Source organism: Paludisphaera borealis, assembly GCF_001956985.1.
Taxonomy (GTDB): Bacteria; Planctomycetota; Planctomycetia; order Isosphaerales; family Isosphaeraceae; genus Paludisphaera; species Paludisphaera borealis.
The window spans coordinates 1,377,046-1,397,010 of sequence record NZ_CP019082.1 but is presented as its reverse complement, the minus strand read 5'-3'; the positions used below and the strand labels follow the sequence as shown (position 1 = coordinate 1,397,010).

Here is a 19,965-nt window from a genome sequence, read left to right as displayed (position 1 = left end):
CGACGCCTGGTCGGCCGTCGATCAACGCTGGAGTTCGAGGGTCGACCACAAGCTGGGGTTTTCGCCCAGGGGGAACTCGCGGCCTATTCCGAGGAACTGGTCGTCGCGGTCGTGGTCCGAGATCTGGTAGGCGAAGCCGAGCCGGCGGTTGGTCTCGGGGTCGAAGCCGTGGAGCGCGCGGGCGGGAAAGAACAACTCCAGCGACCAACCGGATTTCTGAAGCTCGACGCGTGAGACGAGGAGGTCGGACGGGGCGAGCGGGGCGTCAGCCGTGGCGCGGGCGATCGGCCGCTGCTCGACATCGGCGGTCAGCGACTTCTTATCCTTGCTCAGCTTCAGTCGAGTCAGAAAGCGATGGCCGTAGCGGGTCGCCCGGCTGACGTTACGGGTGTCGCGCGTGTCGATCCAGACGTTGACCGTGGCGAAGCCCTCGGGACGATCCGGGGTTTTTGCGTTCGCGCCGAGGCCGTCGGCGAGGATCGAAATCCCCAGCCCCTCGGCGTTCCAGCCGACCCGGACTGACGCCCACGAGGGGCGGCCATCGAGGACAGTTAACTCCGGAAGCTTGCAGGTTTCCGGCAAGTCGAGGAGCGATCCCTTCGACGAGGGAAGGGGAATCCCCTCGACCTTGGGACAGGAGGCGGCGACGCGGAACCAGAAAGCCTGCGGCAAGAGTGTCGACGTCATCGGCGTAAACTCCTAACGAGAATCCATCCGCGCCAGCAGGTTCACCATCTCGATCGCCGCCAGGGCGGCTTCGGTCCCCTTGTTGCCGGCTTTGAGGCCGGCGCGGTTGAGGGCCTGCTCGACGGTCTCGGTGGTGAGGACGCCGAAGATGACCGGAACGCCGGTGGCGAGGCTCGCCTGCAAGACGCCGCCGGCGGCCTGGCCGGCGACGTGGTCGTAATGCCCGGTCTCGCCGCGGATCACGCAGCCCAGGCAGACGACGGCCGCGTGCTTGCCCCCCTCGGCGAGCTTGCGGGCGATCAACGGGACCTCGAACGAGCCGGGGACCCAATAGACGTCGAGCCGGTCGTCGCCGACGCCGTGGCGCACCAGGGCGTCGCGGCAGCCCGCCAGCAGGGGCTCGGTCACGAGCGCATTGAATCGGGCGACGACGATCGCGAATCGGCCGGGAGGAGTTGAGAAATCGCCTTCAAAAGTCGGCATGGCTGTTGTACTTCAAAATCCAGAAAATCGCCGTGGGAACCCATCAAGACAGGCCGTCGCGAGCATGCCTTCTCCCTTGAGGGAGAAGGTGGCCGAAGGCCGGATGAGGGGGAGTAATGAGGATTCATCCAGGGCCAAGGCGATCGAAGACCCCTCATCCGCCCCTTGCGGGGCACCTTCCCCCCGCATATGCGGGGAGAAGGGAGTCCGGCCTCGGTCGGTCCGCGATCCAGGAGCAAACCTTGATTACAGGTTCATACTCGTCAGGAACTCGCCGTTGGTCTTGGTCTTCTTCATGCGGCCGGTCAGCAGCTCCATAGCCTCGACCGGATTCATGTCGTTGAGGACGCGGCGGAGGATCCAGACGCGACGCAGTTCGTCGGCGTCCATCAGCAGCTCTTCGCGGCGCGTGCCCGACTTGTTGACGTCGATGGCCGGCCAGATCCGCTTGTCGACCAGCCGGCGCTCAAGGTGCAACTCCATGTTGCCGGTCCCCTTGAACTCCTCGAAGATCACGTCGTCCATGCGGCTGCCGGTGTCGACCAGGGCGGTCGCCAGAATCGTCAGGCTGCCGGCCTCCTCGATCTTCCGGGCGGCGCCGAAGAACCGCTTGGGCTTCTGGAGGGCCGTGGCGTCGATGCCGCCGGTGAGGATCTTGCCCGAGTGCGGCGCCTCGGTGTTGTAGGCCCGGGCCAGCCGCGTGATCGAGTCGAGCAGGATGACCACGTCCTTGCCGAACTCGACCATCCGCTTGGCCTTCTCGATGACCATCTCGGCCACCTGGATGTGCCGCGAGGCGGGTTCGTCGAAGGTCGAGCTGATGACCTCGGCGGTCGGCCCCTTGACCGAGCGCTCCATGTCGGTGACTTCCTCGGGACGTTCGTCGATGAGGAGCACCATCACGTAGGCTTCGGGATGGTTGGTCAAAACGCTGTTGGCGATCTTCTGGAGCAGGATCGTCTTGCCCGTGCGGGGAGGCGCCACGATCACGCCGCGCTGGCCGAAGCCGATCGGCGTGACCAGGTCGACGACCCGCATATTGACTTCTTCACTCGTCGTCTCGAGCCGGATGCGCCCCTGGGGATGCAACGGCGTGAGGTCGTCGAAGCAGACCTTCTCGCTGAGCTTGTCGGGGTCTTCAAAGTTGATGGCCTCGACCCGGAGGAGGGCGAAGTAACGCTCGTTCTCCTTGGGAGGGCGGATCTGGCCCGAGACGATGGCGCCGGTCTTGAGACCGAAGCGGCGGATCTGGCTGGGCGAGACGTAGATGTCGTCGGGGCAGGGGAGGTAGTTGTAGTCGGGGCTGCGGAGGAAGCCGAACCCGTCGGGCAGGACTTCGAGAGTGCCCTCTCCGTACATCAGGCCGTTCTGCTTGACCCGCTCCTTGAGGATCTTGAAGATCAGATCCTGCTTCTTGAGCCCCATGTAGTCGGTGATGCCCTCCGACTTCGCGGTGCGGATGAGCTGGGGCATCGTCATCTTCTGAAGCTCGGTGAGATGGATCTCGCCGCGCTTGATGTCTTCATACCGGTCGTGGATAGCGGCGTCGCCGAAGATGTCGTCGTCCTCGACGTCCGGAAAGCCCTCGGCGGGCAGTTCGCCGCCGTACGGCTGCGCGGGGGGCGCCGGCGCGGGCCGCTCAGGACGCTCGGGGCGCGCGGTCTGGGCGTAGTCGCGGTCGCGCGAGTTGAACGAGGCGTCGCGGTCGAACCGTTCGCGCGGGCCGGGCGTCTCGGCGTCGCGAGCCTCGCGGACCCGTTCGCGGACGGTCGGAGCCGGCTCACGGTCGCGGTCACGGTCGCGGACGATCGGAATCCCCTCGTGGTGCACGGGGCCGGCCTCGCGGTCGCCGCCACGGTCGCGGGCGAGGCGCTCGCGGATCGACAACCCGCCCGGCTCGCGCTCCGGACGCTCGGCGGCCGGCTCGCGGTCGCGCTGACGGATGAAGCGGATCGGCTCGCGATCGGCGGGGCCTTCCTCGCGATACGGCTCACGCGCCGGGCGTTCGCGATCGCGGTACGTCTCGGCGGCCGGAGGCGTCGGCGACGGCGAAATCGGGGCGGGCGTGATCGAGCTTGCGGGGGCGGCGCCGGCGGACTCTTCAGCGACGGGCGGAGGAGTGGACGTGGTGGACTTGCGGATGCGGGACGTCCCGGAAGGCTCCCGGCGGGGGCGGGTCTCATTAGCCATGGTAATCCATTCTCCTGTTCAGACTTGACGAGTGATTTTGGCGAGCCGCGCGATCGAAAGCGGGCTTGCGGCGGGATCGACGTCCGGCGGGAGCCGCCGAATCCAAGGCGTGGTGTCCATCAGCATGAGCGAAGCAGGGCCCTTGAAAGCGAGACGAGAAGACTTGAAACCATCGACCGGCCGCCCCTCAAGTCGCGCCCGCCCGGCCCCCGGAGGGATCGGGCGAAGGCGAGGGACGACGCGCGTCTGCAAGATCGGAGGAAGCGGTGAGCCATTCGCGGAATCGATCGACCTCGACGGCCAGTTCGTCCGGGCCCGCGACGTTCGGCAAGACGTAGTCGGCGCGCCGTCGCTTCACGTCGCAGGACTGCTGCGAGGCCTCGCGCGCCTCGAAGTCGGCGCGCGACCAGCCGCGGGTCCGTTCTACCCTCGCCAGCCGCTCGGCCCGAGGCGCGTCGACGTACACGACTAGGTCGCACGCTCCGTCCCAACCGGCTTCGAGCAAGACCGCGGCGTCGAGCGCCACGGCGATCGCGGAACCACTCCGCTGCGCCTCGGCGATCGTCCGCTCGAACTCCTCGATCATCGCCGGATGAACGATCGATTCCAGGTCGCGGCGGGCCGACTCGTCGGCGAAGACGATCTTCCCCAGGGCGCGGCGGTCGATCTTCGGACCGACTTCAACGCCGAGATCGCGAGCGGCGATGATTTCCGAACCGAACCGAGCGACGAGCCGCTCCTGGATCTCGGGACGTTGCAGGACCTCGTGACCGACCGCGTCGGCGTCGATCACGACCGCGCCGCGCTCCGCCAGCAAGGCCGCCGCGGCGCTCTTGCCGCCGCCGATCCCGCCAATCACCCCGATCACGGGGATCGCGCCGTGCTTCCAGCGCGAGCGGCGCTCGGGCGTGGGCGGGACGGTGATCGATGAGGTTTCGAACATGAGAATCCTGAAGCTTGCGGCCGAGGGATCGGAGGCCGTCGCACGAACCTTTGAAGCGACCCAGGACGTCCGCGGCGAACGGGACGAGCCAGAGTCGTCCCACGATCCGCAACGTGTGATCACATGTCAGACACCGGGGTTGTCAACACGACCCAGGCGTTGGTGGGGACAGTCCAGCTCGCATTCGGCGGCACGATCGCGGCGTGCGGCTCGGATTGAGCAGGCGGGCGTCTAAGGTCTTGAGGCCATCATCTCAATCCTGGGCGTTTCTCTGTTGGTGCAGGCCGCGGGAAGGAGATGAAGCGGGTGATGGGAAAGCGCCGTATGTCGGGAGCCGGCCATTCACGAAGCATCCACTAACTTATACGCCATCGTTCGCGGTGCTGCAATGGTTCTTCGTTCGAATTGCCCCGAGTATTCAGCCGTCTTGAACGAAGGCGGCGCGCCGCCTCGGACGACCGTCGCGGGGCCGTCGAATCCGGCCCTACGAAGGGAGGGATTCGACGTCCAGCCAGTTCCGACCGACGGCGAGATCGACCTTGAGCGGGACCGAAAGCGCCATCGCGCCGGTCATCTCGGTCCGCACCAGGCCCGCCAGCCGCGCCACCTCGGCGGCGGGGGTTTCGAACACGAGCTCGTCGTGGATCTGGAGGATCATCCGGGCCTCGAACCCGCCTTCGCGGAGCCGCTGGTCGACCTGGATCATGGCGCGCTTGATGAGGTCGGCGGCCGAGCCCTGGATGACCGTGTTGACGGCCGTCCGCTCGGCCAGGTTGCGGTTCCGTCCGGTCGTCGTCTTGATCCCCGCGATCGGCCGACGACGGCCCAGAATCGTCTCGACGCGGCCGGCATCCCGCGCGGTTTCGAGGGTCCGGGTGATGAACCGATCGACCCCTTCGTACTCCTTGAAATACGCGTCGATGAACGCCGCCGCCTCGGCCTGCTTGAGCCCCAGGCGGGAGGCGAGACCGAACGGGCTGAGGCCGTAGATCACACCGAAATTGACGGTTTTCGCCACCCGCCTCATCGCGGAATCGACGTCCGACTCGGCCACGCCGTAGATCCGGGATGCAACCGCCCGGTGGATGTCGTGGTCGGCGGCGAACGCCCGCTGAAGCGCGGGGTCTTCGGAATAGTGGGCCAGGATGCGCAGCTCGATCTGCGAATAGTCGGCCGTCAGCAGCCGCCAGTCGTCGGCCCCGGCGATGAACGCCTGGCGGATCTGCCGGCCTTCCTCGGTTCGCACCGGAATGTTCTGGAGGTTGGGATCGCTGGAGCTGAGGCGGCCGGTCGCGGCGACCCCCTGGTTGAACGAGGCGTGAATCCGCCCGTCGTCAGGATGCACGAGCAACGGCAAGGCGTCCAGGTAGGTCCCCTTCAGCTTCGAGAGCTGGCGGTGCTGGACCAGAAGCGCGGGGAGCGGGTGTTTGGTCGCAAGCTCCTCCAGAACCTCGGTCGCCGTGCTCAACTCGCCGCCGGGCGTCTTCTGAAGCTTCGGCAGCTTCAGCTCTTCAAAGAGAATCTGACGAAGCTGGGGGACCGAGTTGATGTTGAACGGCCGGCCCGCAAGGCGGTGGACCTCCTCCTCGATCGTCGCCAGGCGGATGGCGAAGTCGCGGGAGAGCGTCTCCAGCTTTTCCACGTCGACCTTCACGCCGATCGCTTCCATCCGGGCGAGGATCGAGATCAACGGCCGTTCGAGGTCGGCGTAGAGGTCCCAGAGCCCCTGCTCGCGAACCTGGGGGGCGAGGATCTCGTAGATTCTCCAGGTGGCGTCGGCGTCTTCGCCCGCGTACTCGGTGACGCGGGGGACGTCGATCTGATCCATCCGCGCCTGGTTCTTCCCTTTGCCGATCAGGTCGGAGATCGGGATCATCGTATGGTCGAGGAGCCGCTGCGAGAGCTGGTCGAGGCTGTGGTTGCGCTCGCCGCTCTCCAGCAGGTAGCTGAGGATCATGGTGTCGGTGATCGGCCCCTCGATCGACACCCCGGCGCGGCCCAAGGCGAGCATGTCGTACTTGATGTTCTGGCCGACCTTCTCAATCTTGGGATCGGCGAGGATCGGTCGCAGCCCTTCGAGCACCAGCGCGGGGTCGAGCAGGCGGTAGCCGATCGGCCCCCGCAGTGGGATGTAATAGCCTTCGCCGGCCTTCCACGAGATCGCGATCCCGACCAGGCTCGCTCGCAAGGGGTCAAGGGCCGTCGTCTCGGTGTCGATGCAGAATCGTTCCTGTCGGCCGAGTTCGGCCACGAACGATTGGAACGACTCCGGGGTGTCGATCGTCCGGTACTCGGCCTTCCACTCGGTGGCCGGCTTCGCGGGGGCCTCGGTCGTCGTCGCCCCGCCGATCTCGGCGATGAAGCGGTGGAAACCCGACTCAAAGCAGAGCGCCCGCAAGGCCGGCTCGTTGGGCGGTGACATCTTCAGGTGGTCCCAGTCGAGCACGAGTGGCAAGTCTTCGCGGAGCGCGACCAGCGTCTTCGCCCGTCGGGCGACGTCGACGTTGTCGCGCAGGATCTGCTGTTTCTTCGGTCCTTTCACCTGGTCGATGTTGGCCAGCAGGTTTTCGAGGGTACCGAACTGGCGGAGGTAGGTGGAGGCGAGGACCGGTCCGACTCCCGGCACGCCGGGGACGTTGTCGACCGTGTCGCCTGTTAAAGCCAGGTAGTCGACCACCTGATCGGGGCGGATTCCCCAGTCTTTTTCGAGCGCCTCGGCGTCCATGATGGAATTCTTGCGGAGGTTGATGATCTTGATATGAGGCGTGATGAGCTGGCGGGCGTCCTTGTCGGAAGTGCAGATGAAGACGTCGAGCCCGCGCTCCTCGCCGCGGCGGGCGAGCGTGGCGATGACGTCGTCGGCTTCCATGCCGGGCTCGACGAGGACCGGCACGTTGAAGCCCTCGAACACGCGGCGGATGACGTCGATCTGGGGGACGAGGAGGTCCGGCATCGCGGATCGGTTGGCCTTGTATTCGGCGTAGATGTCGGAGCGGAAGACGGGCCCCTGGCCGTCGAAGGCCGCCGCCAGGTAGTCGGGATGTCGGTCGCGAGCAATATTCAGGAGGTCGCGAAAGATCCCGAAGACCGCGTTGGTTGACTGGCCCGACGGCCCAGTCATCTCGGGAATCGCGTGGAAAACCTGAAAAATCAGGGAGTACGCGTCCAGGATGTAGAATGAAGGGCGATCCGCCATGACTGAGAATTCCATCGGCCTGCGGGAACTGCGCACCGGGCGCGGCGCGTCTAACCTGTTGTCGGTCCGATCGATTTGATTCTGGAGAGAGCGGGATTTACAATTCTGACGACCGTGCGGATTGTTCCGCAAAAGCAAACGGAAGCGATTTGCACGCGCAGGTTTTTCCGGCCCAGGTTTCGTATTTTCCCTTCTCGTATGACATAGTATCAACAAACCGGCCGACCGCACGCGCCGGTCGCACCCGCTCCGCTCGGAGGGAGTAATGATTTATGGCCGCCGCTAACGAATCCCAGGGTCTCAAGATCGCCGTCGCGGCGTTCGTGACATTGACGGTCATCCTGGCCGTCACGTCATATTTTCTGTACTCGTCGTACTCGCGCACCGAAGGCCTGTTGCAATCGGAGACGGAGAAAGCCTCCAAGTCTCAGCGCGCTGCGAGCGAGGCAACCAATCAATACGATGAGTTTCGCAAGTACGTCGGCACTCGCGGCGAGGAATTCGACGCGGCGAAGGCCGAGGTCGACGGCCACTTCAAGAAGGTGAACGACCGCCTGGCCGGCATTGCCAACTCGATCAACGCCGCTCTGACCAAGGCTCAAGGGGCCGGGGCGCAAGGGACGGAACTCGAGGAAGCCAAGCAGAAGATCCAGCAGCTCGTCGCCTCGTACGGCAACGAGCCCAACAAAAACTACATCTCGGCCCTCGACCGCCTGCTCGAACTCCTCGAAAGCACGGCCCTGGTCGACAGCGAGCTGACCGTCAACTACTTGGCGCTCCGGAACAGCCTGGAATCGTCCACCAGCGTGTCGAAGCAGCAGATCGACGTCCAGTCCAAGGCGGCGACCGACAGCAAGACCGACCTCCAGGCCGAGCACGAGAAACACGATCAGGAGAGGAGGACCTTGCTCGGCAAGGTCGACCAACTCACCACCGAACTCGACCAGACCAAGACCGAACTAGCCAACCTGGCCGCGCAGAACCGACAGCAGACGGAAGAGAACGCCCGCAAGGGCGAGCTGCTGACCTCTATTCTACGCGAGCAGCGCGCTCAGCTCGACCTCCGCGAGACGGTGCTTGATCGTCCCGACGGCCACCTGACCTACGTCGACTTCGATCGCAACGAGGTCCAGCTCGACGTGAACCGTCGCCAGGGTGCCCGGCCGCAAATGAAGATGACCATTTTCGACGCCAACTCTTCAGGCGTTCCGACCGAGAAGCCCAAGGGCATCATCGAGTTGACCCAGGTCGGCGATCAGCACAGCATCGCCCGGATCATCAAAACCTACAATCCGATCGAGCCGCTACGCATCGGCGACATCGTCTACTCGCCCGCCTGGTCGCCCGACGACCCGATGCGGTTCGCGTTGATCGGCAAGATCGACATGAATCGCGACGGCAAGGACGACCGGGACGACCTCAAGAAGATGATCGAGGACGCCGGCGGAACCGTCGATTACGACCTCCCGCCCCCCAACGCCGGCCGCGAATCGGGCAAGCTCACCGCCCGGGTCAGTTGGTACGTCGTCGACGAACGCACGCCGCTTCGCGACGTCTACACGAAGGAGTCCGAAACGACGCTCGCCCAGCAGGCGGGCTACGACAAACGACGCGGCGAGATGATCAAGGAAGCGCGTCAGAACGGCTCCAGGCCGATCGAGATCGGCCGGCTGCTGTCCTACCTCGGCTACGACATGAACGCTCCCATCGTCGGACGAGCCGAAGGGATCAACAGCCGGGCGCTCAAGCGCCTCACCGAGAAGAAAACCCTCAACGACGCACAGAAGGCCGCCGAGGCCGCCAAACGCGAGGAGCTTCGCTCCGACGACGCGAAGCAACCGGAGCCGGAGCCGGAAGCGGCCCAGCCGAAGTAACCCCGCTCGTTCGGATCCCGGAACCCGCCTCTAATGCTCGTCGACGCCCCTTGCGACCCCGTCGCAAGGGGCGTCGGCTTTTCGAAGCTCAAACGGGACCGCCGGGTTCCTTGGGGCGGTCGGGGGGAGCAGGTTCGTCCATGGCGAGAATCTCGCTCAGCTCGATGATGTCACGCGACTCGAGCGCCATCAGCCGCACGGACAGCCCGTCGATCATCCCGAAGAACTGACGGAGCGGCTCGACCCGGGCTCGCAGCTCGCCCAACTCGGGATCGTCCTCCGAAAGCTGAACCAGGCTGTCGAGCACGGTGAGGGTGGGATCAAGCTCGCGCCGCTTGCGCTCGGTCAAGATCCGTCGGAACAAGGTCCATACGTCGGTCTCCGCTCGATACAACTCACGGCGCTCGCCGGCGCGATGGCTCTTGCGGACGACGCCCCAGGCCAGAAGCTCGCGGAGGTTCATGCTCACGTTGCCGCGAGAGACCTTCAGCCAGCTCCTGAGATCCTCTGCGGTCCAGTCGTCGCCGGTAATGTAAAGCAGGGCGAACAGTTCCCCCATGGTCGCGTTGATGCCCCAGGCGCGGGCCATCATGCCCCAATGCTCCACAAATTTGCGGATCAATGCCACGGCGCTCGGGGAAGCGGGAAGGCCGTCGGGCTTCTCAGGAGTGAGTGATTGATCCATAGACTTCCTGCAACCTCGAACGCAACAGGTCGACGTCAAACCAAACGTCATCCGGACCGATCGCATTCGTCAAAAAGGAGCGTAGGCGAGCGTCGACGCCGCCTCAAGACCTCAATATTTGCCGTCGCTTTCATGCAACATCGCCGCTATGGTAGCACGCCCGGCCTCACACTTACGGCGGACGACTCGGCCGCATCATCGGTCCTCGTAGTTCCTTTTGTCACGGCGCGGCGAAGTAATTTGCAAGCCGTCTTGCTGAATGCATCTTGCATCTAGTCTACAATCGCACAGAATAGAGATCGGTGAAACGACCCCCTCTCGCCGAAAACCATGAAAGCTAGATCGTGATATCGGGTATAATGCCCATGCATGCCCCGATTATCTCGGCTTCGCCGTGACGGTCGGCCGGTGGTACCCGACGGCTTGACGTAGTGTGCGGGTCCGTTTGCCATTGAGGAGTTGATTCCATGCCTGAGACAGTCGTTCACTTCCAGATCCGGATGCCTCCCCTGCTTCACGAACAGCTCGCAAGCTGGGCGAAAGCGGACAAGGCCTCGCTCAATGCGCTGATCGTGGGTATCCTTGAGAAGGCTATCGAACAGCACGACAAGGCGCAGCCAGCTTCCTGAACCGGACGCCGAGCAGTCGGCGTTCCGCGTTCGGGAAGCTGAATCTCGACGGCGATCACGCCTCGCGATCGCCGCTATCGAAGTATGTGCTGAGTTTCGCATGTCCAACCGAATGTTTTTCTTAAACTGCCCTTGAGTCCACCCGCCTTCGGCGGTATTCTCTGGGGCGTATTCCCCGATAGCTCAATCGGTAGAGCGAGCGGCTGTTAACCGCTAGGTTCAAGGTTCGAGTCCTTGTCGGGGAGCTTACTCGAAGTCGAGACCGTTCTTGCTCAAAGGCCCCGCGACGACGCAGGGCCTTTGTCATTCCTCCCGGCCGCACCGCACCCGACGTCATTCCGCCGACTCCAGAATGATCAGGGAATGGCTCTCGACCAGGTACGAGTAAAGGACCGGGATCTCCGGCCCTTGGTCGGTCTCCAGGAAGTCGTCGGGCGACGGCAGCGAGGTATCGACCAGGCGGCGCCAGGGGCGGCCTGAGGGCGAGGCGGGAAAGCGGTACTCTCTGGGGCGTATTCCCCGATAGCTCAATCGGTAGAGCGAGCGGCTGTTAACCGCTAGGTTCAAGGTTCGAGTCCTTGTCGGGGAGCTTACTCGAAGTCGAGACCGTTCTTGCTCAAAGGCCCCGCGGCGACGCGGGGCCTTTGTCATTCCTCCCGGCCGCACCGCACCCGACGTCATTCCGCCGACTCCAGAATGATCAGGGAATGGCTCTCGACCAGGTACGAGTAAAGGACCGGGATCTCCGGCCCTTGGTCGGTCTCCAGGAAGTCGTCGGGCGACGGCAGCGAGGTATCGACCAGGCGGCGCCAGGGGCGGCCTGAGGGCGAGGCGGGAATCTTGAACTCGAGCGCGCGGCCGCCGGCGTTCATGGCGACGTAGAAGTCGCGATCGACGACGCCCGGCCGGTCGCACCGCCGGCCGTCCAGCGCGAACGCCAGCGCCTGGCTGGAGGCCGAGAAGTCGGGACGCACCGGCTCCTCACCGTGCCAGAGGATCTCCGGGGGCTGGCCAGAGTCGGCCCCGGTGAAGAAGGTTCGGCGTCGGAAGACGGGGTGGGCCTTGCGCAGGGCGATCATTCGGTGCACGAACCGCAAGAAGCCGCCGTTCTTCTCCCCGAACGACCAGTCGACCCAGCTCGTTTCGTTGTCCTGGCACCAGGCGTTGTTGTTGCCCCCCTGGGTTCGGAGGAACTCGTCGCCCCCCAGAATCATCGGCACGCCCTGAGAGACCAGCAGTGTGGCCATCAGGTTGCGGACCTGCCGCGCGCGCAGGCGATTGACGACCGGGTCGTCGGTCGGCCCCTCGACGCCGCAGTTCCAGCTCAGGTTGGCGTCGTTGCCGTCGTGGTTCCCCTCGCCGTTGGCCTCGTTGTGCTTGTGGTCGTACGAGACGAGATCGGCGAGCGTGAATCCATCGTGGCAGGAGAGGAAGTTGATCGAATGCAACGGGCCGCGACCCGTATAGAGATCGTCACTGCCGCAGAGCCGCGTCGCGAGCGCGGAGGTCAGGCCTGGTTCGCCCTTCCAGAACCGTCGGACGTCGTCGCGATAGCGGCCGTTCCAGTCGGCCCAGCGGCCCCCTCCGGGGAAGGTGCCCACCTGGTAGAGTCCGGCCGCGTCCCAGGGCTCGGCGATCAGCTTGGTCCCGTGGAGCAGCGCGTCCTCGGAGATCCGGTTGATCGCCGGAGGATCGACCAGCACGTTCCCGCGTCGGTCGCGGCCCAGAACCGAAGCCAGGTCGAACCGGAAGCCGTCCACGCCCGCCTCGGCCACCCAGTTGCTCAGGCAGGTGAGTAGGAAGTTGCGAACGACCGGATTATCGCTGCTGAGAGTGTTGCCGCACCCCGAATAGTTCAGGTAGTTGCCGCGGTCGTCGAGCATGTAGTAGAGCGGGTTGTCGAGCCCTCGGAAGCTGTAGGTCGGCCCGTTGTCGCCCCCTTCAGCCGTGTGATTGAAGACGATGTCAAGGATCACCTCGACGCCGCCGCGGTGGAAGACGTCGACCAACTCGCAGAATTCTTCCCAGACCTCCATCCGCCCCGGATTCGACGCGTACGCGGCCTTTGGGGCCGAGAATGCGATAGTGTTGTATCCCCAGAAGTTCTTCAGCCGCTCGCCGGTGAACGGATTGACGAACGCGCAGTCGTTCTCGTCGAACTCGTCGACCGGCAACAGTTCGACGGCGGTCACGCCCAGCCACTGGAGGTAGTCGAGCTTCTCCGCGAGCCCCCTGAACGTCCCAGGTCGCCGCACTCCCGAGCTGGGATCGATCGTGTAGCCGCGGACGTGGAGCTCGTAGATGATCGTGTCTTCCAGGGGAATCCGAGGGCTCACGACCCCCTCGCGCTCGACCATCGCCTCGTTCACGAGGCTGCGGCGCGAAAAGTCGGACTGCCCCCCCCAGGGACGCCCGCACGAAAGCGTGCGAGCGTAGGGGTCGAGCAGGATGATGCTGGGGTTGAACCGGTAGCCATTCCCCGCCGGGCCGTCGACGCGGTAGCCGTAGCAGAATTCCTCGGGCAAGCCTTCGACTCGCACATGCCAGTGGTCGCCTGTGCGATTGGCCAGCGCGTCGAGCGGGATCTCCGTTTCGAAGCCGGGATCGCAGGGTTCGCCGAGCACCAGCCAAACCGCCGTGCCGTGCCGGCAGATCAGCGAGAAATTGACGCCGTCCGGCATCGGCGTGGCGCCCAGGGGCAACGGGCGTCCTCGCCCCACGTTCAAGATTCGATCCTGGAATCGATACTCTCGCGAGTCCAGCTTGGGGGATGTCGTCGAAATCGTCTGAGGTCCTTCCGTTGACGCGTCCGCCTGGGACGAGAGGCCAAAAAAGAAAGCCGAACTATTTCATCCGAGTTGTGTCGGAGAAACCGTTCGGCGAGAGGAAGATGCGTGTTCGAGGCTGGCCTGAGGGCTCGGAAGCCCAGCGGTCGTCGGTCGATCCAACGCGGGGCCCCGGGCCGGCAGCTGCGGTTTGCTCAGCGTTCGGAGCCTTGACGATCACTGCTTCGGCCGCCTCGCGACGAGTTGGCGTAGGTGGCGGTCAACATCCCCAGTAACGCGGCTCGACGTCCGGCGCGGGTCGACTTGCCTCCTCGACGAACCCGGGCGACGGCACCGGCCCATTCGAAACCGGCGTGCACAGGTGCGGACTTTTTACAGTTCTCTTCGCTCATCGAAAGAAACTCCCCCAAGCAGAAACGCGACCCTCAACAGTAGGTCCACGCTCTACCATTCCCTTGGGCCGTGAGAAACACGTATCCCTCACGACGTCGCCATTCCTGGCAAATGGCGATGAACGTCTCCATCCATCGCAAATTCCACGGGCGATGCGTCCACCCGGATGACAGCTTGCAAGGCGTCTTGCGCCTGCACCCACGAGATCGCGCGAGTCTATCGCCCGACCCAGCCGATTCTGCCCCTATCACAATCGGACGAGTTCAGCTATTTCTTCACCCGGAACGACTCACGTTCGGGCGGATGGGAGCCGCACGACCTCCGCTCGGGTCCGTCTCATCTCGTATTCAGCGGTCTGCGGTTTCTCGACTCATCCACACAAAATCTATCAGTCGGGTCACGGCCCGTCTAGGAAAAAAGCCTTGTTGTTCCCACTTTTGCGACCGCCGTCGTGAATCCTCGTCGGCTGCCGCCTGGAACCGTGAAAACTCAGGCTTTTCTCGCCTGAAAGCCCAATTTAGCTCACCGATTCCCCCCGTGCTCGGAGATCGTCGAAATGGTCAAAAGAAGTACGACCACCAGTCGATCAACCCACGAACCGCCGGCTCCAGAGGAGGCGCGAACTTGGGGACCGTCGGCTTCAGGTCTTGAACCGAACGCGCCAGCAAGCCCTGAAGGAGCAGGAGAGTACTGCAACCATTGAACACGCCATGCAAGACCATGACGGACAGCAGACTTCCCGTTCGCTGGAAGACGACGCCGAGAACCATGGATAGAAGGAAGATCCCGACCGGCGCCGGCCACTGGGGCGCATGCATCCCGGCGAACAGCAAGGAAGCCACGACGACCGCCGGGAGGCAAACCGCGTTGGGGCGACTCGGGCCGTCCACGCCAGGGGCGGGAGCGATGGCGACGGGGGCGATATCCGTGGGGCTCGCGCCGGGGTCCGACTCGCCCAGCATGGGGGATTCCAATGTGGCGGTCGGTGGCTCGTCTCGGCCCTCGGGCTTCGGACCGGGTTCGGGTGAGGGCGAGGCCGCCGTGAAGATCCGGGTCAACCAGCCCAGCAAGACGCCTCGAAAGAGGCTTTCCTCGACCAGCGGCGCGAGAAAGACGGTCGAGACGAAGGCCAGAGCGGCCACGCCGGGGGTCATCTGATCGGCCATCATTTGCTGAACGGGATGCTCGCGAACGTTCCACAGTTGGACGGCAAGCCCCTGAACGGCGTACACGACCGGGACAGTCAAGAGCGCGGCGATCGCTCCGACCGAGACCTGACGCGGCCATTCCTTCCACGAGAATCCCAGCTCTGAAATCGCGACGCCCGCCGCTCGATGGAGGAACATGGGCAGCATGACCACGAAAAGGAGGTTCGCGAGCGAATTCAACAGCATGGCGTTGAAAGGCGACCGCGGGGCGTGGTGCTCGTCTTCCTTTTCATCGGGAGCAAGTCGATCGTCGGGCGGTCCGTCGTCGGTCGCGGCGGCCGTCGCTTGTTCCGGCGTCGGCGCGGGGCGACGGAAACCCGTCGCCGCGCCGAATCCCAGACCCACGACGAGGTTCGCACCGATATACAGGAGGATCACGGCGAAAACCGTCCGCCCGCCCCATCGCGCTGGCCGGATGGGCAGGATGGGCGTCCGGGAGAGCAGGGGATCGCCTCGCAGGAGCTTCGAAATCGCCCACGCCCAGAGGCCGAGCACGGCCAGCAGGATCGCCATGACGAGGCCGGTGAGCACGAACAGCACGAACTCGTCGAGATGCGGTAGCGACATGGAACCTCGCGCGGGCAGGGAAGGCGGGGTGCGTTCGAAGACCCTTGTAGCTGGATCGTATCCACCTCGACGGGTTTCGGCCACCTTGTCGAGATTGGCTCACGGCTCTAGAATCGGCGGACCACGAACAGGGATTCGGGATTTTTTTCGGGCGGCCTCCACGCAAGAAGCGATGCCGCTCCTGGAGCCTAGCGAACCGATGCAGGACGTCGCCAGTCAGCTCGAGATCCTCCGTCGCGGGGTCGAGCAGATCGTTCCCGAAGCCGATTTCCTCAAGAAGCTGGAGCGCTCGGTCCGCGAGAACCGGCCGTTGCGCGTCAAGTACGGCATCGATCCGACCGGCATCGACGTCCATCTCGGCCACACGGTGCCGCTCCGGAAGCTCAGGCAGTTTCAGGACCTCGGCCACACGGCGGTCGTCATCATCGGCAATTACACGGCCATCGTGGGCGACCCCTCGGGTCGCGACGAGACCCGGTCGACCCTCACCATGGAGCAGGTCGAAGCCAACGCCCGCGACTACCTCAAGCAGGTCGGCCGGATCATCGACCTCGACAAGGCCGAGGTCCACCATAACAGCGACTGGTTCGGCAAGTGGTCGTTCCTCGACGTCCTCGACCTGATGCGGAACATGACGCTCGGCCAGATCTCGGCCCGGGAAGATTTCGCCAAGCGGATCGCCGCCGAGAAGCCGGTCTATCTCCACGAATGCCTTTACCCCCTGATGCAGGGCTGGGACTCGGTCGAGATCAAGGCCGACGTCGAGTTGGGGGGCACCGAGCAGCTTTTCAGCCTCATGGTGGCCCGTCAGCTTCAGGCGACGCGCGGTCAGGAGCCGCAGACGGCCATGACGATGCCGATCCTCGTCGGCACCGACGGCGTCCGCCGGATGGGCAAGAGCCTGGGCAATTACATCGGCGTGGCCGAGAGCGCGGAGAACCAGTTCGGCAAGGTGATGAGCATCCCCGATGAGCCGATGGCCCAGTATTTCACGCTCCTGACCAACCTGCCGGGCGACGCGATCAAGGCGGCCCTCGCGCCCGGCGCGAATCCCAGGGATTCGAAGGAGATTCTCGGCAAGGCGATCGTCGCTCAGTATCACGGCGAGGAGGCGGCGGATCGCGCCGCCGCCGAGTTCCGTCGCCGGTCGTCGGGCGAGGACCCCGAGGACATCCCCGACGCCTTCCTCGCGACCGACAAGCTCGACCACGAAGGCAAGATCGCGGCGCCGACGCTCATCAAGGAACTTGGCCTGGAAGCGACCACCTCGAACGCGCGACGGGTGATCGAGCAAGGCGGCTTCAACGTCGGCCCCAACCGCGAGATCATTCGCGAGCCCAAGGCTTCGGTCTATGTCAGCGACGGCCTGATCGTCCGGGTCGGCAAGCGGAAGATCGCACGCGTCCGCCTGGTGTAAATTCCCTCTTCCACGGTGAACAGCATGGCTCAGCACGGGTTCGGCATCGTCGGGTGCGGGATGATCGCCGAGTTTCATACGCGCGCGATCAACGAGATCGAGAACGCCCAGGTCGTGGCGGCGTTCAGCCGTTCGAAGGCGAACGGTGAGAAGATCGCCGGCCTCGCGGGCCACCAATGCCAGATCTACGACGACCTCGACGCCATGCTCAAGCATCCCGGCCTCGACGTGGTCTGCATCTGCACCCCCAGCGGAGCGCACAAGGAGCCCGCCGTGCAGGCGGCTCGGGCGGGCAAGCACGTCGTCGTCGAGAAGCCGCTGGAGATCAACCTCGCCCGCTGCGACGCGATCATCGACGCTTGCGACGAGGCCGGCGTCCGGCTCTGCACGATCTTCCCGTCGCGGTTCTCCCCCGCCAACCTGCGTCTGAAAGAGGCCGTCGAAGGTGGCCGATTCGGCCGTCTGACGCTCGGCGACACCCACGTCAAATGGTGGCGGTCCCAGGACTATTACGATTCGGGAGGCTGGCGTGGGACCTGGAACCTCGACGGCGGCGGCGCTCTGATGAACCAGGCGATCCACAACGTCGACTTGCTCTACTGGCTGATGGGCGACGTCGACTCGATCGTCGCGCACACCGCGACCCTGGCCCACGTCCGCATCGAGGTCGAAGACACGGCTGTGGCCGCCCTTCGCTTCAAGAACGGCGCGCTGGGGGTTCTCGAAGCCGCCACGAGCGCCTATCCGGGATTGCTCAAGCGGACCGAGATCCACGGCGATCGCGGCTCGGCCCGCGTCGAGCAAGACGACGTCACGCTCTGGGAGTTCCAGGAGAAAGTCCCCAGCGACCACGCGCTCACCGCGGCGATCGCCGGCCGATCGGCCCTCAATTCCGGCGCCAGCGATCCCCGAGGGATCTCGCACATCGGCCACCGCGACCAGCTCGTCGATTTCCTCGAAGCGATCGACGTCGGCCGTCCCCCTCTGGTCGACGGCCGCGAGGGCCGCAAGTCGGTCGAGATCATCCGCGCGATCTACCAATCCGCCCTCGCCGGCCGCGCGATCCAGCTCCCCCTGGAGAACGACGCTGACCAGTGACAGTGGGATACCGCAATCGTCGATTCGACCGGATCGCGATCGAGAAGGCCGAGCCATGAGCCGAATCCCCAAATCCGCGCCCCGCGCAATCGTGTATCCCGACCGCGATGGCCGGCGGCTAGCCGACAATACGCTCCAGTATCAGTGGATCGTCACCATCGAAGGCAACCTCGAACTCCTCTTCGCCGATCGCCCCGACGTCTTCGTCGCCGGCGACCTGCTCTGGTACGCCGTCGAGGGCCATCCCAACATCCGCACCGCCCCCGACGCCCTGGTCGCCATCGGACGCCCCAAAGGCTATCGCGGCTCGTACAAGCAGTGGGAGGAAGGGGGAGTCGCCCCCCAGGTCGTCTTCGAGGTCCTCTCCCCCGGCAACCGCGCCGGCGAAATGCGACGCAACCTCGAATTCTACGACCGGTACGGCGTCCAGGAATATTACCTCTACGATCCCAACAAAGACGTCCTCAAAGGCTATCGCCGCAGCGGCGGCGAACTCGCCGCGATCGACGACGTCAGCGGCTGGACCAGCCCCCTCTTGAAGATCCGCTTCGATTGCTCCACCGCTCCCATGACCATCCGCTACCCCGACGGCCGGCCGTTCCTCACCTTTCAGGAACTGGGAGAGGAACGGAATAGGGCGGTCCGCGAACGCGATGCGGCGGCACGAGAACGTGATCGCGAACGCGAGCGGGCGGATCGACTGGCGGCGAAGCTTCGAGAGCTGGGTATCGACGTCGACTGACGCGGTCTTCACGCCCGCTTGCATGCTCAGCGGGCCTTGACGGCTTGCGTCGTCGTCGACATACTCCCCGAAGCCTGCGCCGTGAAGTACTGGTCAATGGAGTGACCGCCGATGCCTCGCCACAAGGTCAAGCGTCCCTGGCTCGATTATGTCGTCTACCTGGCGGTCCGGGCGATCGTCGTCTTCGCCCAGGCGCTGCCGATCGCCCAGGCCTACGCGCTGGCGCGGCTCCTGGCTTGGGTGATGTACAAGGTCGACAAGCGACACCGCCAAGTAGGGCTCGACAACCTGCGGCTGGCGTACGGCGAGCAGATGACCGATGCCGACCGCGACCAGATGGTCCGCGGGGTCTACCGCCACTTCTGCATGATGCTCATGGAGATCTTCCACACGCCGAAGACGATCAACCTGGCGAACTATCGCAAGTACATCACGCTGGTGGGCCACGAGCCGATCCTCGAACGGATGCTCTCGAACGAGCCGATGATTCTCTTGAGCGGCCATTACGGCAACTGGGAGATGGCCGGCTACGTCTTCGGGCTCTTCGGGTTCCCGACCTACTCCGTCGCCCGGGCGCTCGACAACCCGTACCTCGACCGCTACCTCCGCTCGTTCCGCGAACAGACCGGCCAGCGGATGATTCCCAAGGCCGGCGGTTACGACCAGATCGTCGAGGTGCTCCAGACGAACAAGCCGCTGTCGATGCTCGCCGACCAGGACGCGGGCCAGCGCGGGATGTTCGTCGACTTCTTCGGCCGGCAGGCCTCGACGCACAAGGCCATCGCCTTGCTGGCCATCGAGCACAACGCGCCGATCATGGTCGGCGTGGCCCGGCGGATCGGCCCCGGGTTTCGGTACGAGCTTCGATGCGCCGAGATCATCCAGCCCAGCGAACTCTCGGGCGGAGCCGACGACGTCAAGCTGCTCACTCAGCGCTACACGAGCGCGCTCGAAGACCTCATCCGTCGCGATCCCACCCAGTACCTCTGGCTTCACCGTCGCTGGAAGCATCAGCCGACGGCCCGGAAGAAACCGGCCAAGGCGCAGGAGATGATCCCAGGCTGAGG

Annotated in this window: 15 protein-coding genes and 2 tRNA genes; 8 read left to right on the top strand and 9 right to left on the bottom strand. The window is 64.8% G+C overall.

Annotated elements, in window-relative coordinates; all coding sequences use genetic code 11:
* Positions 1 to 21: 21 nt before the first annotated feature.
* The 5 genes from BSF38_RS05400 to polA all read right to left on the bottom strand — a co-directional run bounded on the left by BSF38_RS05400 (position 22) and on the right by polA (position 7,499).
* The gene (locus BSF38_RS05400; protein WP_076343800.1) at positions 22 to 687 is read right to left on the bottom strand and encodes a DOMON domain-containing protein; all 666 of its coding nucleotides are present in this window, start codon (positions 685 to 687) and stop codon (positions 22 to 24) included.
* 12 nt (positions 688 to 699) lie between these two features.
* Positions 700 to 1,170 carry a 6,7-dimethyl-8-ribityllumazine synthase gene (gene ribH / locus BSF38_RS05395; protein WP_076343799.1) on the bottom strand — a complete coding sequence of 157 codons (471 nt, stop codon included), beginning with the start codon at positions 1,168 to 1,170 and terminating at the stop codon, positions 700 to 702.
* A 246-nt stretch (positions 1,171 to 1,416) separates the two neighbouring features.
* Positions 1,417 to 3,360, bottom strand: a complete 1,944-nt coding sequence (gene rho, locus BSF38_RS32575) for a transcription termination factor Rho (protein ID WP_076343798.1) — start codon at positions 3,358 to 3,360, stop codon at positions 1,417 to 1,419.
* A gap of 187 nt (positions 3,361 to 3,547) precedes the next feature.
* Entirely contained in the window at positions 3,548 to 4,303 is a 756-nt protein-coding gene (coaE, locus tag BSF38_RS05385) for a dephospho-CoA kinase (protein ID WP_076343797.1), read from the bottom strand.
* 484 nt (positions 4,304 to 4,787) lie between these two features.
* The gene (polA, locus tag BSF38_RS05380) at positions 4,788 to 7,499 is read right to left on the bottom strand and encodes a DNA polymerase I (protein ID WP_076343796.1); all 2,712 of its coding nucleotides are present in this window, start codon (positions 7,497 to 7,499) and stop codon (positions 4,788 to 4,790) included.
* Positions 7,500 to 7,771: 272 nt separating this feature from the next.
* On the opposite strand from polA, the gene BSF38_RS05375 reads away from it, so the two are divergent.
* The gene (locus BSF38_RS05375) at positions 7,772 to 9,373 is read left to right on the top strand and encodes a coiled-coil domain-containing protein (protein WP_076343795.1); all 1,602 of its coding nucleotides are present in this window, start codon (positions 7,772 to 7,774) and stop codon (positions 9,371 to 9,373) included.
* Between the two features lie 88 nt (positions 9,374 to 9,461).
* On the opposite strand, the gene BSF38_RS05370 is transcribed toward BSF38_RS05375, so the two are convergent.
* Positions 9,462 to 10,058: a GbsR/MarR family transcriptional regulator gene (locus BSF38_RS05370; RefSeq protein WP_076343794.1), complete on the bottom strand. Its 597-nt coding sequence runs from the start codon at positions 10,056 to 10,058 to the stop codon at positions 9,462 to 9,464.
* A 467-nt stretch (positions 10,059 to 10,525) separates the two neighbouring features.
* Here BSF38_RS05370 and BSF38_RS05365 point away from each other — a divergent pair, with 467 nt between their 5' ends.
* From BSF38_RS05365 to BSF38_RS05350, 3 genes are all read left to right on the top strand, one after another.
* Entirely contained in the window at positions 10,526 to 10,687 is a 162-nt protein-coding gene (locus BSF38_RS05365; RefSeq protein WP_076343793.1) for a type II toxin-antitoxin system antitoxin, read from the top strand.
* A 172-nt stretch (positions 10,688 to 10,859) separates the two neighbouring features.
* Positions 10,860 to 10,932 (top strand) — tRNA-Asn (locus BSF38_RS05360).
* 271 nt (positions 10,933 to 11,203) lie between these two features.
* A tRNA-Asn gene (locus BSF38_RS05350) sits at positions 11,204 to 11,276 on the top strand.
* Positions 11,277 to 11,364: 88 nt separating this feature from the next.
* On the opposite strand, the gene BSF38_RS05345 is transcribed toward BSF38_RS05350, so the two are convergent.
* From BSF38_RS05345 to BSF38_RS05340, 3 genes are all read right to left on the bottom strand, one after another.
* Positions 11,365 to 13,407, bottom strand: coding sequence for a glycogen debranching protein (locus BSF38_RS05345; RefSeq protein WP_099092068.1), 2,043 nt, complete (start codon positions 13,405 to 13,407; stop codon positions 11,365 to 11,367).
* Positions 13,408 to 13,732: 325 nt separating this feature from the next.
* Positions 13,733 to 13,834, bottom strand: a complete 102-nt coding sequence (locus BSF38_RS32570; RefSeq protein WP_145952393.1) for an EspF repeat-containing protein — start codon at positions 13,832 to 13,834, stop codon at positions 13,733 to 13,735.
* Positions 13,835 to 14,426: 592 nt separating this feature from the next.
* On the bottom strand, positions 14,427 to 15,641 hold the full coding sequence (locus tag BSF38_RS05340; protein WP_076343790.1) for a CPBP family intramembrane glutamic endopeptidase: 1,215 nt from the start codon (positions 15,639 to 15,641) through the stop codon (positions 14,427 to 14,429).
* A gap of 199 nt (positions 15,642 to 15,840) precedes the next feature.
* On the opposite strand from BSF38_RS05340, the gene tyrS reads away from it, so the two are divergent.
* The 4 genes from tyrS to BSF38_RS05320 all read left to right on the top strand — a co-directional run bounded on the left by tyrS (position 15,841) and on the right by BSF38_RS05320 (position 19,963).
* Positions 15,841 to 17,058: a tyrosine--tRNA ligase gene (gene tyrS, locus BSF38_RS05335; RefSeq protein WP_076343789.1), complete on the top strand. Its 1,218-nt coding sequence runs from the start codon at positions 15,841 to 15,843 to the stop codon at positions 17,056 to 17,058.
* Positions 17,059 to 17,082: 24 nt separating this feature from the next.
* A complete protein-coding gene (locus BSF38_RS05330; protein WP_076343788.1) occupies positions 17,083 to 18,156 on the top strand; it encodes a Gfo/Idh/MocA family protein in 1,074 nt (357 codons plus the stop codon).
* A 55-nt stretch (positions 18,157 to 18,211) separates the two neighbouring features.
* Complete coding sequence (locus BSF38_RS05325) at positions 18,212 to 18,898, top strand: Uma2 family endonuclease (protein WP_076343787.1); 687 nt, start codon at positions 18,212 to 18,214, stop codon at positions 18,896 to 18,898.
* 111 nt (positions 18,899 to 19,009) lie between these two features.
* Positions 19,010 to 19,963 (top strand): lysophospholipid acyltransferase family protein, encoded by a 954-nt coding sequence (locus BSF38_RS05320; protein WP_076343786.1) that lies wholly within the window; start codon positions 19,010 to 19,012, stop codon positions 19,961 to 19,963.
* Positions 19,964 to 19,965: the final 2 nt, after the last annotated feature.

What these genes read in the sequence shown, in the direction of transcription:
- BSF38_RS05375 (WP_076343795.1), top strand. Translation starts at nt 7,772, where the DNA reads ATGGCCGCCGCTAACGAATCCCAGGGTCTCAAGATCGCCGTCGCGGCG.
- BSF38_RS05320 (WP_076343786.1), top strand. Translation starts at nt 19,010, where the DNA reads ATGCCTCGCCACAAGGTCAAGCGTCCCTGGCTCGATTATGTCGTCTAC.
- BSF38_RS05370 (WP_076343794.1), bottom strand. Translation starts at nt 10,058, where the DNA reads ATGGATCAATCACTCACTCCTGAGAAGCCCGACGGCCTTCCCGCTTCC.
- ribH (WP_076343799.1), bottom strand. Translation starts at nt 1,170, where the DNA reads ATGCCGACTTTTGAAGGCGATTTCTCAACTCCTCCCGGCCGATTCGCG.
- coaE (WP_076343797.1), bottom strand. Translation starts at nt 4,303, where the DNA reads ATGTTCGAAACCTCATCGATCACCGTCCCGCCCACGCCCGAGCGCCGC.
- polA (WP_076343796.1), bottom strand. Translation starts at nt 7,499, where the DNA reads ATGGCGGATCGCCCTTCATTCTACATCCTGGACGCGTACTCCCTGATT.
- BSF38_RS05365 (WP_076343793.1), top strand. Translation starts at nt 10,526, where the DNA reads ATGCCTGAGACAGTCGTTCACTTCCAGATCCGGATGCCTCCCCTGCTT.
- BSF38_RS05330 (WP_076343788.1), top strand. Translation starts at nt 17,083, where the DNA reads ATGGCTCAGCACGGGTTCGGCATCGTCGGGTGCGGGATGATCGCCGAG.
- BSF38_RS05400 (WP_076343800.1), bottom strand. Translation starts at nt 687, where the DNA reads ATGACGTCGACACTCTTGCCGCAGGCTTTCTGGTTCCGCGTCGCCGCC.
- BSF38_RS05340 (WP_076343790.1), bottom strand. Translation starts at nt 15,641, where the DNA reads ATGTCGCTACCGCATCTCGACGAGTTCGTGCTGTTCGTGCTCACCGGC.
- rho (WP_076343798.1), bottom strand. Translation starts at nt 3,360, where the DNA reads ATGGCTAATGAGACCCGCCCCCGCCGGGAGCCTTCCGGGACGTCCCGC.
- BSF38_RS05325 (WP_076343787.1), top strand. Translation starts at nt 18,212, where the DNA reads ATGAGCCGAATCCCCAAATCCGCGCCCCGCGCAATCGTGTATCCCGAC.
- tyrS (WP_076343789.1), top strand. Translation starts at nt 15,841, where the DNA reads ATGCAGGACGTCGCCAGTCAGCTCGAGATCCTCCGTCGCGGGGTCGAG.